The organism is Psychrobacter sp. APC 3426 (assembly GCF_030408035.1).
Classification (GTDB): domain Bacteria; phylum Pseudomonadota; class Gammaproteobacteria; order Pseudomonadales; family Moraxellaceae; genus Psychrobacter.
The window spans coordinates 1-12,846 of the sequence record NZ_JASDCF010000020.1 but is presented as its reverse complement, the minus strand read 5'-3'; the positions used below and the strand labels follow the sequence as shown (position 1 = coordinate 12,846).

Sequence of the window (12,846 nt, the reverse complement as noted above, 5' to 3'; positions counted from 1 at the left end):
ATGGCTAGAAATGATAAAAATGATAAAAATGAACAGACTGACGGTCTAGTAGAACGCTTAGTTACCGTTGATCGTGTTGCAAAAGTAGTTAAAGGTGGTCGCATTTTCTCATTCACTGCGTTAACTGTAGTTGGTGATGGTAATGGTCGTGTTGGTTTTGGTCGCGGTAAAGCACGTGAAGTACCAGCTGCTATTCAAAAAGCACTTGAAGCTGCTAAACGTAATATGATTACTGTTGAGCTAAATGATGCAACTTTGTATCATCCGATCAAAGCACGTCATGGTGCTAGTAAGGTCTATATGCAGCCTGCATCTGAAGGTACTGGCGTAATCGCTGGTGGCGCAATGCGTGCTGTATTAGAAGTTGCTGGTGTCAAAGATGTTTTGACTAAATGTTATGGTTCTACCAATACTGCTAACGTTGTTCGCGCAACGTTTAACGGTTTACGTGATATGTCAACTCCAGAAAAGATGGCAGCAAAACGTGGTAAATCTGTAGACGAAATCTTGGGTTAACTTAGACTAGGTGAGTTACGATGAAAAAAATGAAAGTCACTCAATTTAAATCGGGTGCCCATCGCCTAAAGAGCCACAAAGCGAGCTTGAAAGGATTGGGTTTACGCCGTATTAATCATACTGTTGTTGTAGAGGATACTCCTTCAAACCGTGGTATGGTCAATCGCGTTAACTACATGGTAAAAGTGGAGGAAGCGTAATGGGTCTTAGATTAAATGAATTATCACCAGGTGTTGGCGCAAAGAAAACTGCCCAACGTCGTGGTCGTGGTATCGGTTCAGGTCTTGGTAAGACTGGTGGTCGTGGTGTAAAAGGTCAGAAATCTCGTTCAGGTTCTAGCGTACGCTCAGGATTTGAAGGTGGTCAAATGCCTTTATATCGTCGTCTACCTAAATTTGGTTTTACCAGTAAAATGGCAATGACAACTGCTGAAGTTCGTCTGTCTGAACTGAATCAAATTGAAGGCGATGTGGTTAGCATTGAAACACTTAAAGCTGCTAACCTTATCCGTCATGATATGAAGCGTGCCCGTGTTATGTTATCAGGCGAAGTTACTAAAGCATTTACCTTCAAAGGTATCAAAGTAACTAAAGGCGCTAAGCAAGCAATCGAAGCTGCTGGTGGTAGCATCGAGGAGTAGTAACGTGTCAAAACAATCAATGTCATCGGCTGGTATACCGCTTAATCCATTCGTCTTCATACGTAAGTATGATGAGTTATGGAAGCGTTTATTATTCTTAATCGGCGCATTGATTGTTTATCGTTTAGGGTCACATATTCCAGTACCTGGTATTAATCCAGTTAACTTGGCTGATCTGTTTTCGCGCAACGAAAATACCATTCTGAGCATGTTCAACATGTTTTCAGGTGGTGCACTAGAACGTATGTCCATCATGGCACTTGGTATCATGCCATATATCTCAGCATCGATTATTGTTCAAATGATGTCTGCGGTACTGCCATCGCTTGAGGCCCTCAAGAAAGAAGGTGAAGCGGGACGACGTAAGCTAAATAAGTATACCCGTCAAGGGACACTTGCTTTAGCCCTAGTACAGTCATTAGGGATGTGTGCTGGCTTAATCAGTCAAAATCTTACTTTATCTACTGGTCTGACCTTTTATATTCCAGCGGTTACCTCATTGGTAGCTGGCGCTATGTTCTTAATGTGGCTCGGTGAGCAGATTACAGAACGTGGTGTTGGTAATGGTATCTCAATGCTCATCTTTGCGAGTATTGTGGCTGGTACGCCAGGTATGATTTCGCAGTCTATTGAACAAGTCAATCAGGGTCAGATGAACTTGATTGTACTATTTATCTTTATATTGCTCGGTATCGCGGTTACTGCTGGTATTGTTTATATTGAACGTGCTCAGCGCCGTGTACCAGTAAACTATGCGCAGAAACAGCAACAAGGTCGCAAGATATATGCTCAACAGCAATCACATTTGCCGTTGAAGCTGAACATGGCAGGGGTTATTCCCGCCATTTTTGCCAGCTCTTTGTTATTGTTTCCAGCCAGTTTAGGGCAGTGGGTAGGTCAGTCAACTGATCCTACCTTTACCCAAAAGATATTACAGAATATGGCATTGGTGTTGTCTCCAGGGCAGCCGCTATATTTGGTTCTGTTTGGTGCGATGATTATTTTCTTTTGTTATTTTTACACGGCATTGGTATTTAGTCCGCGTGAAGTGGCAGAGAACCTTAAACGCAGTGGCGCTTATATTCCAGGTATTCGCCCAGGACAACAAACTCAGCGTTACCTCGATCATGTATTAAACCGACTGACCTTTATTGGCGCGATGTATATGACGGTTATTTGTTTAATGCCAATGGTCGTGCAGTCATCGTTTGGTGTACCGTTTCAACTTGGTGGTACGTCTTTACTGATTATGGTGGTTGTGGTAATGGATTTCATCTCGCAGATTCAAGCGCATTTGATGACCCATCAATATCATGATCAGACGTTAATTCAATCGCCCACTCAACCTTAAATGAGCGGTGTGATATCTCAAGGAGCATGCTATGAAAGTTCAAGCATCAGTTAAAAAGATTTGTGGTAGCTGCAAAATCGTACGCCGTAAAGGCCGTGTACATGTTATTTGTACTGCAGAACCTCGCCACAAGCAACGTCAAGGTTAATATTTAGCATTCTAAAGTGTTAAGCTTTAGTTACTAATTAAATTAATACTTGAAAAATAACGGCGGATGGGATATCATCCGCCACTTGCCGTAGTTTATGCAAAATCTTTTATAATACCGTCAACGAATAGGCTTGTAACCAAGTCAAAGCTGCGATAATAATTATAAAAGCTTTAGTATTCACAGCAACAAATCTGAAAAATACAGCCTTATTGATAAATAACGCTTATTTTTCTTTAATGGAGAGAAATCAATGGCTCGTATTGCCGGCGTAAACATTCCGGATAATAAGCATGCTGTTATTTCACTAACTTACATCTTTGGTGTAGGTCGTACCACTGCTCAGAAAATCTTAGAAGCAGTTGGCATTGCCCCTACTACTAAAGTTAGTCAGTTAGATGATACACAGTTAGATGCTATCCGTGCACAAGTTGCAAATTACATGACTGAAGGTGATCTTCGTCGTGAAGTGTCAATGAATATTAAGCGTTTAGTTGACCTTGGTTGTTACCGTGGCATCCGCCATCGTCGTAACTTACCAGTTAGAGGTCAGAACACTAAGAACAACGCTCGTACTCGTAAGGGTCCGACACGCCCTCTCAAAAGATAATTAACTTAGGAAGCTAAAAGATGGCTAAAGACACTCGTAGTCGCAAGAAAGTGACTCGTCGTTCAGTATCGGAGGGCGTTGCCCATATCCATGCGTCTTTTAATAACACCATTGTAACGATTACCGATCGTCAAGGTAATGCACTGGCTTGGGCCACTTCAGGTGGACAAGGCTTCCGTGGTTCACGTAAATCTACACCATTTGCAGCTCAGGTTGCAGCTGAAGTCGCTGGTAAAGCGGCTCAAGAATATGGTGTTAAGAATATCGACGTTTTGGTCAAAGGACCAGGACCGGGTCGTGAGTCTGCGGTAAGAGCACTAGGTGCATTGGGTTATAAAGTTAACAGCATCTCTGATGTAACCCCAATTCCACACAATGGTTGCCGCCCGCCTAAAAAGCGCCGCGTCTAATATTAAAGACGAAGCTTTTTATCCCAAAAGCTTATAGGAGACATAACAATGGCCCGCTATATTGGACCAAAACTTAAATTATCACGTCGTGAAGGCACGGACTTAGGTCTGAAGTCTGGCGTAAAACCATACGATGTAAAAACAAAGAAAGCTGGTCGTCCGCCAGGTCAACATGGCGTTAGCCGTAATAAGACCTCAGAATATGCTCTACAGCTGCGTGAAAAGCAGAAAGTTAAGCGTATCTATGGTGTACTAGAGCGTCAGTTTGCTAACTACTATAAAGAAGCTGCTCGTAAGCGTGGTGCTACTGGTGAAAACCTACTAGCTATGCTAGAAAGCCGTTTAGATAACGTAGTATATCGCATGGGCTTTGGCTCAACTCGTGCTGAAGCACGTCAGTTGGTTAGCCATCGTACTATTATGCTTAAAAAAGCTGGCCGTGATGAGTTTGTTCGTGTGAACATTCCATCAATTCAGCTTCAAGATGGTGATGTCATCGCTATCCAAGAGAAGTCTCGCGAACAGCTACGTATTAAAAACGCTATTGAACTAGCGACACAACGTGGTATTCCAGAATGGCTAGATGTTGATCACAGCAAACTACAAGGTACTTTTAAACAAGCACCTGATCGTATTGATCTACCTGCTGAAATCAACGAAAGCTTGATCGTTGAGCTATACTCTAAGTAAGTAACGTGATGCTCAATGTTATGGAAATGACATTGAGCAATCAACGTTAATTAAACCAGTTTAATAAATCGAGGTGACATCATGATGCTAAATGCAACTGAGTTTCTAACGCCGAACGCCATTAATGTGGATACGGTTAACGAAACGATTGCGAAAGTCACGCTCGAACCGTTAGAACGCGGCTTTGGGCATACCCTAGGTAATGCCTTACGTCGCATCTTGTTATCTTCATTACCTGGTGCTGCAGTTATTGAAGCTGAGATTGATGGTGTTGACCATGAATACTCAACGCTTGAAGGACTACAGGAAGACGTACTTGACTTGCTTTTGAATCTAAAAGGCTTGGCAATTACGCTTCATGACCAAAATGAAGTATTTTTGACCTTGGATAAACAAGGTCCAGGCACTATTACTGCTGCAGACATCGCGTTACCGCACAATGTAGATATTATCAATCCAGAATTGGTATTGGGTACATTGAGTGATCGTGGTCATCTTAAGATGCGTTTGCGTGTAGTAATGGGTCGTGGATATGAGCCAGCAAACCAGCGCCGTGAAGATGGTGATACTAAAGCAATTGGACGTTTAAAGCTTGATGCAAGTTTTAGTCCTGTGCTTCGTGTTGCTTATCAGGTTGAGAACGCTCGCGTAGAGCAGCGTACTGATCTTGATCGTCTTATCGTTGAGCTTGAAACTAATGGCACTATAGATCCAGAAGAAGCAATTCGTAAAGCAGCCACTATTTTACAACAACAGATTTCTATCTTTGTTGACCTAGAAGCTGAAGAAGCGCCTGAGCCTGTGAAAGAAAAAGAAGAGGTTGATCCGGTGCTATTACGCCCTGTGGACGATCTTGAACTAACGGTTCGCTCAGCCAACTGCTTGAAAGCTGAAAACATTTACTATATCGGTGATTTGGTACAGCGTTCAGAGACTGAACTACTTAAAACCCCAAATCTTGGTAAGAAATCATTAACGGAAATCAAAGACGTATTAGCGTCTAAAGATTTAGAGCTCGGTATGCGCCTAGATAACTGGCCACCAGCTGATTTACGTGTTGATGATCGCTTTTCTTATCGTAGCCGTTAAACTTTAAGGATTTTTGACTATGCGCCATCGTAAGAGTGGAGTCAAGCTGGGTCGTACCGGCAGTCATCGTAAGGCAATGTTTCAGAACATGACCAACTCATTATTTGAGCATGAACTGATCAAAACAACTTTACCAAAAGCAAAAGAGTTACGTCGCGTTGCTGAGCCATTGATCACTATGGCTAAAGAAGACAGCGTTGCTAACCGTCGTTTAGCATTCAGCCGTATGCGTAGCAAAGCTATGGTAGGCAAATTATTTGGCACGTTAGGTCCTCGTTACCAGACACGTCCAGGTGGTTATTTGCGTATCGTAAAATGCGGTTACCGTGATGGTGACAATGCGCCAATGGCTTATGTAGAACTAGTTGATCGTGACTAATTTTACATTGACGATATAATTTATAAAAAAGGCTCCAATTCAATTGGAGCTTTTTTTTACGTGTCGAATTTGCCGCTAATTACAATAATAATGAATCAACATCGGCTGCACCTTGTCTGATGATTTCAGGCTGACCGCTAGTCATATCTACAATGGTCGTCAGCTTAGTCGTCTTGATACCAGCATTAATCAGACCGTCGATTTGATTACCCAATAACTCTTCGATCTCAAAAGGGTCATCAAGTATGTCATCGCGATTAGGCAATATTAATGAGCTGGTGAGTATAGGTTCGTCCATGATTTCTAAAAGCGCTTGAGCAATAGGGTTGCTAGGCACTCGAATACCAATGGTTTTTTTCTTAGCGTGTGCCAACTTCTTAGGCACGTCTTTTGTGGCGTTTAGAATAAAAGTAATGGGTGCTGGTGTGTGCGCTTTTAATTGTTTAAATTGAACATTGTCTACCGTGGCATAGTTAGCGATCTCACTCAAATCACGGCAGAGTAACGTAAATTGGTGTTTGTCATCAAGCGCACGTATTTGTTTGAGTTTCTCTAGCGCGTCTTTTGCTCCTAAACGACAACCAAACGCATAGCTGGTATCGGTAGGGTAGATAATTAATTGGTCTTTGCGTAGCAATTCAGCAGCTTGCTCAATGAGACGTGGCTGTGGATTGTCCGGATGAATATAGAATACTTGCATAACGGTTCCTTATTTTATAATTATAGGCTTTACCAATCTCTATTTATTCTACAATATATAGTGCTACTACTTCTCTGATTAACCTTGCTAAAAAGGTTGTTATATTTAGTTAGTATAGCGCAAAGCAAATATAAGTTTAGTGGTAAGACGTTACTATTCATCATATCGGTGCGTAGAAAATCGTTACCACAAAAAACCATGTGCTAAATATGATATAGCGCTGCTACTCGGGAGCGTCTATACAGATGCTAAGAAAGGCATGTAACAGAGTCTTAGCATCACGTGGTAGGGTACTGGGTGCAGCAATATATTTCACTACTTGGTGATAAACGTCATCTTCAAAGGTACTGTTGCTAGTATCAAAATCAGCAAACAAATTATCCTGTGACACTTGAAATTGACGCCCACAAGCCAAAGTGAATAAACATTCCAATGCTTGAGGCTTAATCTCTACACGCTCAAATGCTTGCTGCTGCGCTGCTGTCCGTCCATCTGGTGCATACCAGTATCCAAAGTCGGACAAGCCTCTACGCGCCTTACCTGCAACGCACCAGTGACTCATTTCATGTAATGCACTGGCAAAAAATCCGTGAGCGAATTCGATCCTTGCGGGCTTATTGTTTTGGGCAGGGAAGTATTCAGGTTCTCCAGCGCCACGCTCTAAAATAACTTGTTGATAGGCAAAGAGGTTATTGAACAGCTTGATGAGCCAGTCAGTCGCTGCTCGTTCTTGATTGTCAGTTAACTCTTGAGCATTATCGTCTGTTTTAAAAACAGAAAGCATCTGCCATTCGTTTTTAAATATCTCAAGTTGCTCAGTATCAAGCGCGGATAAGCCATTTGTTTTTTTCTCTCTACTGTCTGTAAGCATAGTCAAACGTTGCAATAGTAACTTTGAATCAGCTGGGGTAAGTAGAGTGGAAAAATCAGTTTTATTATTAAGCGCATTCATAGATAAAGTAGTGACCAAATCAGAGGTTTTATGATATAGCTAAAATAGCCTATCCTTCATGTATCTATTGATATAAATATGAAGAATGGGTAAGTGAGTAGGATTTTTTTAGTTATATCCTCAATCACATTATGATTGAAATTTTTATCAAAATTGCTATCAAAAAATATTAACATACTAGCGCTAGCACAGTATTGCGCTTTCCGTTAGTATGGCAGGCAATATTATACACCGTTTTGATGAATGAGGCCGTGCATGTCAAACACTCCAGAAAGTAAACCATCAGCAATTCTTGCTGATAACAAAAAAGCGCCTGTGTCGACCAGCATGCCTGAGAATATATCTTTAGATAAATGGGCTGATACTGGCTTTGAGTGGGTAGGTCAGGTAGATCTGACCTCTTTTAAACGCCTTGTACCTGCCTTAAGCCCTGAGCATACACAGGAAAAAACGCAACTCGATGCTAGTCTGTATCGCCGCAATAATGTATTGCATTTGGCTTTTACCTTGACGGGTGATGTCTGGCTTACTTGTCAGCGCTGCTTGCAACCGATTGCGATAGATTTGTCTGATGATTATAATATCGCGTTGCTAGAAGACGAGAGCCAAGTGCGTTTGATCAATGAAGAGCAAGACTATTTGTTACTGGATGAAATTATTACTGACTCTTCACCAGAGCGTTTATTACCGTTTAAAAAATTGCTTGAAGATGAGATATTACTCAAAACGCCAATGGCACCAAAACATGATGATTGTGAAATGAGTGTTGAGCAGTTTGGTGAGATTCCAGAAGAAGAGGAAGGTGAGAATCCCTTCGCTGCATTGGCCTCATTAAAAGGCAAGTTGTAGATATATCATATATAAACGTCAGGCTTTATAGATTTATAATACCTTTTATCAGCTTTCTGCCGAAGAGTGGGATGCAGGGCTTTATTAATTCGTTAAACATGCGTATAATGTCCCGTTTATTGCACTCTAGCAACCTGCTACTGGCAGAGAGTCGCTAGACTTGCAAACGAACTATAGATTTTAGACGTAGTCAGCACCTTAATACGTGTGGCAATCTATTTAACTAATGATGCGTAAGACTTAGGTTGTTGTGATTATATAGCCTCTGTCAGTATCGATAAAAGCTGAATTTCAAGCTTATCCCTTTTAAGTATAGGAGCTATATCATGGCTGTTCAAAAAAGTCGTAAAAGTCGTTCTCGTCGTGACATGCGCCGTTCACACCATCGTATGGAAGTGGCTGAGCTAAGCGTAGATGCTACCACTGGTGAAAAACATCGTCGTCATCACATGACTAAAGATGGTTTCTACCGTGGCCGTCAGTTGTTCAAGGTCAGTCAAGAAGCTTAAGACGTTTGCTCTACGATGCTGACTAAAAAATAGTGGTGGTACGAGTGACTGTCACTATTTTTGTCTGGTTATCGTTGGATAATCCGCTTTAAGCTAAAAAAAGCCAAGTTATTTCGCTAACATATATTATGTTGCTGGATAACTTGGCTTTTTGCTATTAATTTTTTGCTCAATATTTCAATAATGCTTAGGTTCAACGTTAAGATAATTTGCTCGCGGATGTTTTTCTGACAGTGAATACGTATTTTGCTTGTCTCTTTTATTATCGTGTAATTAATGGTCACGTGAATAACGCCTACATGAAGAACTCCTATGCGAATAACCTTGGGCCAACACTGATTAGATTGTCATTTGCTATGATAATAGTGTGGGTCAGTGTATAGTTTACTAATGGTCCGTTTTTAGATAATACTCAAATGAACGGCCTTATATCGAATCTAATAATATAATAAACCCCATTGTTTTTAGGGATATTTCCAATTAAATAAGGAATATTGGTTATGGCCTCTGTACCCGATATGGTAAAAAAGCAGCCGACACGTATTGCGGTAATTTTTCCTGGACAAGGATCACAAGTAGTCGGGATGACTAGTGAACTTGCTGAAATCTATCCAGAGATTCGTGATACCTTCACCGAAGCCAGTGAAGCGCTTGGTGAAGATTTATGGGCAATCTGTCAGGACGAAGAAAAACTCAACCAAACTCAATATACTCAGCCAGCATTGCTGACTGCAAGTATCGCTATTTGGCGCCTTTTAAAACAAAAGATAGCCACAGCACCTTGTTATTTAGCAGGTCACTCTTTGGGTGAGTACAGTGCTCTGTGTGCTGCTGAAGTGATATCGCTTGCTGATGCGGTAACCTTGGTGCATAAGCGCGGTCAGTTAATGCAAGAGGCGGTGGTAGGTGTTGATACTGCTATGGCGGCAGTGTTAGGGCTTGAAGACCAACGTGTTGAAAACTTATGTGAACAAGCCACTGAACACGTAGACGATGCTATCGTTGGCGCTGCTAACTTTAACAGCCCAGGACAGGTAGTGATATCTGGTAATGCTGCTGGAGTAAATGCAGTCATTGATAAAGTACAAAATACCGGCAAAAAATCCATCCCGCTAAAAGTGAGTGTACCGTCGCATTGTGCATTAATGGAGCCAGCAAGCAGTGCATTGGCTGAGATATTGGCAGAAATAAAATTCGATCAGGCCACAATCCCTGTGATTCAAAACCGCCATGCGCGTGTTGAGACCAGCGCAGCAGGAATTAAAGAGGCATTAACTGAGCAGTTAAGCCAACCGGTGCTTTGGTCAAAGACGATGCAAGAACTGGCTGACAAACAAATCAACATTTTAATCGAGTGTGGCAGCGGTAACGTATTGAGCAACTTGGCCAAGCGGCAAGCACAGCCAATTACCAGCTATCCTACTGACAAACCTGCCCGCCTAGATAAGTTAATGGAGGTGTTATCATGAGCCGTACGATTACATTAGTGACTGGCGCAAGTCGTGGTATTGGTAAAGCGGTTGCCAAACGTTTTGCTAAAGAAGGGCATTTTGTCATTGGAACAGCGACCACTGAAAAAGGTGCTGAGCTTATTGATGATTATCTGCATGATACAGGCGGTATTGGACGTGTACTAGATGTACGTGATACGGCGCAAATTGACAAACTGTTCGAAGAGATAGAAAGCGTTTACGGTGCTGTACAAGTATTGGTCAATAACGCTGGTATTACGCAAGATGGCTTGCTGATGCGTATGAAAGATGAAGACTGGGAAAACGTGGTAGATACTAACTTAACCTCAGTCTACCGTATGAGTAAACGTGCTGTACGCGGTATGATGAAAGCGCGCCGTGGACGCATTATTAATATCACCTCTGTGGTCGCACAGATGGGCAATGCAGGGCAATCTAACTATGCTGCTACCAAAGCAGGTGTAGAAGGCTTCAGCCGCACACTGGCGCGTGAGATTGGCTCAAGGCATGTGACTATTAACTGTGTCGCGCCAGGTCTGATTGAGACTGATATGACGGATGAGCTTGATGAGCGTCTACTAAACTCTATGTTAGATGCGGTACCTATTAGTCGATTAGGTCAACCAGAAGACATCGCTGCTGCCGTGCATTTCTTGGCAAGTGATGAAGCCAGTTACATTACTGGCGCTGTTATTCCTGTCAATGGTGGCATGTATATGTAGTTTAGCGACAAGCGTTACACAGTTATAATAAAAAACTGTGTGAACGAGTGTAAACTATAATAAAGGGTGTTATAATGACGCATACTTTTATGTCAAAGCCCTGTATTATGGCAGAGCTTTACTAGACATTAGACAGGCTTTATAACGTGTCAAAGAGTACTCAGACGGCAATGCTGATCTGGCAAATCCCATTTTATATACCATGTGATAAAGCGTAAACCGTGCATTATCGCAGTTTATTAAAAATAATAGATGATAAAGGAGCAATCTACATGAGCAATGATACCGAGCTAAGAGTAAAAGCGGCAGTAGCTGAGCAGTTAGGCATGAACGTTGAAGATATCAATAACGACGCTTCATTTATGGAAGATCTAGGTGCTGATTCTTTAGACCTAGTTGAATTGGTTATGTCATTTGAGAGTGATTTTGGTATCACTATTCCTGACGAAGATTCTGCGGAATTAACAACGGTTCAAAAAGCAATCGATTATGTACAAGCCCAGCTATAATTCGCTATTGGCTTAGCCAGTTTTATGACGCCGCTTATCTTATGGATAGGCGGTTTTTTTATGTCTTTTTTATCCTTATTGCTTTCTGACGTCATTGAATATGTAAAGCCATTTAAATAAAAGTTATTTAGCGTTATACAAAGGATTTACTGCATTAACATAAGCTGTGTTAATTTAACATTACTCAACATACTCTTACTATTCAAACGGAACAGCTTTGCTATACTCATAACGCTAGCGATAGCAATTCAGTGCTGTTCATTTAAAGTATCAGCATTAAAACAATAATGATGAATAATGAATAACAATATTTCAAGGAGCAATTATATGGGTATGTTCAGTTTTGCAAAAGACATCGGTGACAAAATTTTCAATCGCGATGATGCCAAGCATGATGCTAAGTCAGAGACCAAAGCAGATGCCAACACACCAGTTGACAGCGGTGAGCCTTCTGCGCAGTCAGTTGCTAATATTTTATTACGTCGCATCCAACAGCAGAATCTCAACATCAGCAATCTAAAAATCAAATACAATGGTTCTACTGATACCGCAGAAATCAGTGGTAATGCAAAGACCCAAGCGGATCGTGAAAAAGCAATTATTGCTATTGGTAATGTACAGAACGTTGCTAAAGTGATTGATAACATTGACATCGAAGAAGATGCGCCTGAATCTACTATGTATACGGTAAAATCTGGTGATAGCTTGTCTAAGATTGCTCAAGATGTTTATGGTTCAGCCAATGATTATATGAAAATCTTTGAAGCCAATAAACCAATGCTTTCTGAGCCAGACAAAATCTATCCAGGTCAAGTATTGCGTATTCCTAAGCCATAAGCCTAAGTTATAATATAATTTGAGCCACTATTTATGTCATAGTTTGGATTGTTAAGCATATAAATACTTAGCAAGTAAAAAGCGCCTCCCAGTGATAAGAGGCGCTTTTTGTTGTCTGAAATAAAATTTTGCAACATATAAATTGCCAGTCAGATAATTATACCATTCCCAAAAATTAGAGTAACGCGGAAAAATTGCGCAAGTACTACACCTAGTAGGCTTAGCAAATTTGACAACGTTAATTGCACTTTTTGGGTTTGGTATTATTTGTACAGCATATAATTAGGTGGTGCTCTAAATATTCTCAGAATGAGAACGCCACCTAAGAATTCATAATAGACCTCTTGCAAAAGTCATAGTTTAAGCTCGGAATTAATGATACCAGCAAACAGCTTCATTCTAAGATCATAGCGCTGACGACGGTTGCGATATTTATGAGCCACGATTTTAAACAACTTGATTA

At 41.2% G+C, this 12,846-nt stretch carries 18 protein-coding genes and 1 pseudogene; 16 read left to right on the top strand and 3 right to left on the bottom strand.

Annotation, left to right across the window (positions count from 1 at the left end; all coding sequences use genetic code 11):
- The 10 genes from rpsE (at position 1) to rplQ (ending at position 5,833) form a co-directional block, all read left to right on the top strand.
- The gene (gene rpsE / locus QL919_RS10175) at positions 1–516 is read left to right on the top strand and encodes a 30S ribosomal protein S5 (RefSeq protein ID WP_010196711.1); all 516 of its coding nucleotides are present in this window, start codon (positions 1–3) and stop codon (positions 514–516) included.
- A 20-nt stretch (positions 517–536) separates the two neighbouring features.
- On the top strand, positions 537–716 hold the full coding sequence (gene rpmD, locus QL919_RS10170) for a 50S ribosomal protein L30 (RefSeq protein ID WP_290189422.1): 180 nt from the start codon (positions 537–539) through the stop codon (positions 714–716).
- Positions 716–1,156, top strand: coding sequence for a 50S ribosomal protein L15 (gene rplO / locus QL919_RS10165; protein WP_290189421.1), 441 nt, complete (start codon positions 716–718; stop codon positions 1,154–1,156). Before rpmD ends, rplO begins: the two co-directional genes overlap by 1 nt.
- A gap of 19 nt (positions 1,157–1,175) precedes the next feature.
- Entirely contained in the window at positions 1,176–2,507 is a 1,332-nt protein-coding gene (secY, locus tag QL919_RS10160) for a preprotein translocase subunit SecY (RefSeq protein WP_290189463.1), read from the top strand.
- Positions 2,508–2,538: 31 nt separating this feature from the next.
- Positions 2,539–2,655: a 50S ribosomal protein L36 gene (rpmJ, locus tag QL919_RS10155; RefSeq protein ID WP_025644371.1), complete on the top strand. Its 117-nt coding sequence runs from the start codon at positions 2,539–2,541 to the stop codon at positions 2,653–2,655.
- A gap of 253 nt (positions 2,656–2,908) precedes the next feature.
- Positions 2,909–3,265, top strand: a complete 357-nt coding sequence (gene rpsM / locus QL919_RS10150; protein WP_021813384.1) for a 30S ribosomal protein S13 — start codon at positions 2,909–2,911, stop codon at positions 3,263–3,265.
- Positions 3,266–3,285: 20 nt separating this feature from the next.
- Positions 3,286–3,675 carry a 30S ribosomal protein S11 gene (gene rpsK, locus QL919_RS10145; RefSeq protein WP_290189420.1) on the top strand — a complete coding sequence of 130 codons (390 nt, stop codon included), beginning with the start codon at positions 3,286–3,288 and terminating at the stop codon, positions 3,673–3,675.
- A 48-nt stretch (positions 3,676–3,723) separates the two neighbouring features.
- Complete coding sequence (rpsD, locus tag QL919_RS10140; RefSeq protein WP_290189419.1) at positions 3,724–4,365, top strand: 30S ribosomal protein S4; 642 nt, start codon at positions 3,724–3,726, stop codon at positions 4,363–4,365.
- Between the two features lie 81 nt (positions 4,366–4,446).
- A complete protein-coding gene (rpoA, locus tag QL919_RS10135) occupies positions 4,447–5,454 on the top strand; it encodes a DNA-directed RNA polymerase subunit alpha (RefSeq protein ID WP_087040762.1) in 1,008 nt (335 codons plus the stop codon).
- A 19-nt stretch (positions 5,455–5,473) separates the two neighbouring features.
- A complete protein-coding gene (rplQ, locus tag QL919_RS10130) occupies positions 5,474–5,833 on the top strand; it encodes a 50S ribosomal protein L17 (RefSeq protein ID WP_021813387.1) in 360 nt (119 codons plus the stop codon).
- Positions 5,834–5,912: 79 nt separating this feature from the next.
- Here rplQ and QL919_RS10125 read toward each other — a convergent pair whose 3' ends face one another.
- Together QL919_RS10125 and QL919_RS10120 are read right to left on the bottom strand one after the other, a co-directional pair.
- Positions 5,913–6,533, bottom strand: a complete 621-nt coding sequence (locus tag QL919_RS10125; RefSeq protein WP_290189418.1) for an L-threonylcarbamoyladenylate synthase — start codon at positions 6,531–6,533, stop codon at positions 5,913–5,915.
- Positions 6,534–6,756: 223 nt separating this feature from the next.
- A complete protein-coding gene (locus QL919_RS10120; RefSeq protein ID WP_290189417.1) occupies positions 6,757–7,485 on the bottom strand; it encodes an elongation factor P hydroxylase in 729 nt (242 codons plus the stop codon).
- Between the two features lie 255 nt (positions 7,486–7,740).
- On the opposite strand from QL919_RS10120, the gene QL919_RS10115 reads away from it, so the two are divergent.
- From QL919_RS10115 to lysM, 6 genes are all read left to right on the top strand, one after another.
- Complete coding sequence (locus QL919_RS10115; protein WP_290189416.1) at positions 7,741–8,334, top strand: YceD family protein; 594 nt, start codon at positions 7,741–7,743, stop codon at positions 8,332–8,334.
- A gap of 326 nt (positions 8,335–8,660) precedes the next feature.
- Entirely contained in the window at positions 8,661–8,843 is a 183-nt protein-coding gene (rpmF, locus tag QL919_RS10110; RefSeq protein ID WP_290189415.1) for a 50S ribosomal protein L32, read from the top strand.
- Between the two features lie 500 nt (positions 8,844–9,343).
- The gene (gene fabD / locus QL919_RS10105; RefSeq protein WP_290189414.1) at positions 9,344–10,312 is read left to right on the top strand and encodes an ACP S-malonyltransferase; all 969 of its coding nucleotides are present in this window, start codon (positions 9,344–9,346) and stop codon (positions 10,310–10,312) included.
- A complete protein-coding gene (gene fabG / locus QL919_RS10100; RefSeq protein ID WP_290189413.1) occupies positions 10,309–11,037 on the top strand; it encodes a 3-oxoacyl-ACP reductase FabG in 729 nt (242 codons plus the stop codon). Before fabD ends, fabG begins: the two co-directional genes overlap by 4 nt.
- A 272-nt stretch (positions 11,038–11,309) precedes the next feature.
- A complete protein-coding gene (acpP, locus tag QL919_RS10095) occupies positions 11,310–11,546 on the top strand; it encodes an acyl carrier protein (RefSeq protein WP_025652201.1) in 237 nt (78 codons plus the stop codon).
- A 327-nt stretch (positions 11,547–11,873) separates the two neighbouring features.
- Complete coding sequence (gene lysM / locus QL919_RS10090; RefSeq protein ID WP_290189412.1) at positions 11,874–12,383, top strand: peptidoglycan-binding protein LysM; 510 nt, start codon at positions 11,874–11,876, stop codon at positions 12,381–12,383.
- A gap of 353 nt (positions 12,384–12,736) precedes the next feature.
- On the opposite strand, the pseudogene QL919_RS10085 reads toward lysM, so the two are convergent.
- Positions 12,737–12,846 (bottom strand): annotated as a pseudogene (locus QL919_RS10085) (IS5/IS1182 family transposase); the annotation flags it as partial.

Excerpts from the sequence above, each read along its gene's own strand:
- rpsE (WP_010196711.1), top strand. The coding sequence starts at position 1 with ATGGCTAGAAATGATAAAAATGATAAAAATGAACAGACTGACGGTCTA.
- rpmD (WP_290189422.1), top strand. The coding sequence starts at position 537 with ATGAAAAAAATGAAAGTCACTCAATTTAAATCGGGTGCCCATCGCCTA.
- rplO (WP_290189421.1), top strand. The coding sequence starts at position 716 with ATGGGTCTTAGATTAAATGAATTATCACCAGGTGTTGGCGCAAAGAAA.
- secY (WP_290189463.1), top strand. The coding sequence starts at position 1,176 with ATGTCATCGGCTGGTATACCGCTTAATCCATTCGTCTTCATACGTAAG.
- rpmJ (WP_025644371.1), top strand. The coding sequence starts at position 2,539 with ATGAAAGTTCAAGCATCAGTTAAAAAGATTTGTGGTAGCTGCAAAATC.
- rpsM (WP_021813384.1), top strand. The coding sequence starts at position 2,909 with ATGGCTCGTATTGCCGGCGTAAACATTCCGGATAATAAGCATGCTGTT.
- rpsK (WP_290189420.1), top strand. The coding sequence starts at position 3,286 with ATGGCTAAAGACACTCGTAGTCGCAAGAAAGTGACTCGTCGTTCAGTA.
- rpsD (WP_290189419.1), top strand. The coding sequence starts at position 3,724 with ATGGCCCGCTATATTGGACCAAAACTTAAATTATCACGTCGTGAAGGC.
- rpoA (WP_087040762.1), top strand. The coding sequence starts at position 4,447 with ATGATGCTAAATGCAACTGAGTTTCTAACGCCGAACGCCATTAATGTG.
- rplQ (WP_021813387.1), top strand. The coding sequence starts at position 5,474 with ATGCGCCATCGTAAGAGTGGAGTCAAGCTGGGTCGTACCGGCAGTCAT.
- QL919_RS10125 (WP_290189418.1), bottom strand. The coding sequence starts at position 6,533 with ATGCAAGTATTCTATATTCATCCGGACAATCCACAGCCACGTCTCATT.
- QL919_RS10120 (WP_290189417.1), bottom strand. The coding sequence starts at position 7,485 with ATGAATGCGCTTAATAATAAAACTGATTTTTCCACTCTACTTACCCCA.
- QL919_RS10115 (WP_290189416.1), top strand. The coding sequence starts at position 7,741 with ATGTCAAACACTCCAGAAAGTAAACCATCAGCAATTCTTGCTGATAAC.
- rpmF (WP_290189415.1), top strand. The coding sequence starts at position 8,661 with ATGGCTGTTCAAAAAAGTCGTAAAAGTCGTTCTCGTCGTGACATGCGC.
- fabD (WP_290189414.1), top strand. The coding sequence starts at position 9,344 with ATGGCCTCTGTACCCGATATGGTAAAAAAGCAGCCGACACGTATTGCG.
- fabG (WP_290189413.1), top strand. The coding sequence starts at position 10,309 with ATGAGCCGTACGATTACATTAGTGACTGGCGCAAGTCGTGGTATTGGT.
- acpP (WP_025652201.1), top strand. The coding sequence starts at position 11,310 with ATGAGCAATGATACCGAGCTAAGAGTAAAAGCGGCAGTAGCTGAGCAG.
- lysM (WP_290189412.1), top strand. The coding sequence starts at position 11,874 with ATGGGTATGTTCAGTTTTGCAAAAGACATCGGTGACAAAATTTTCAAT.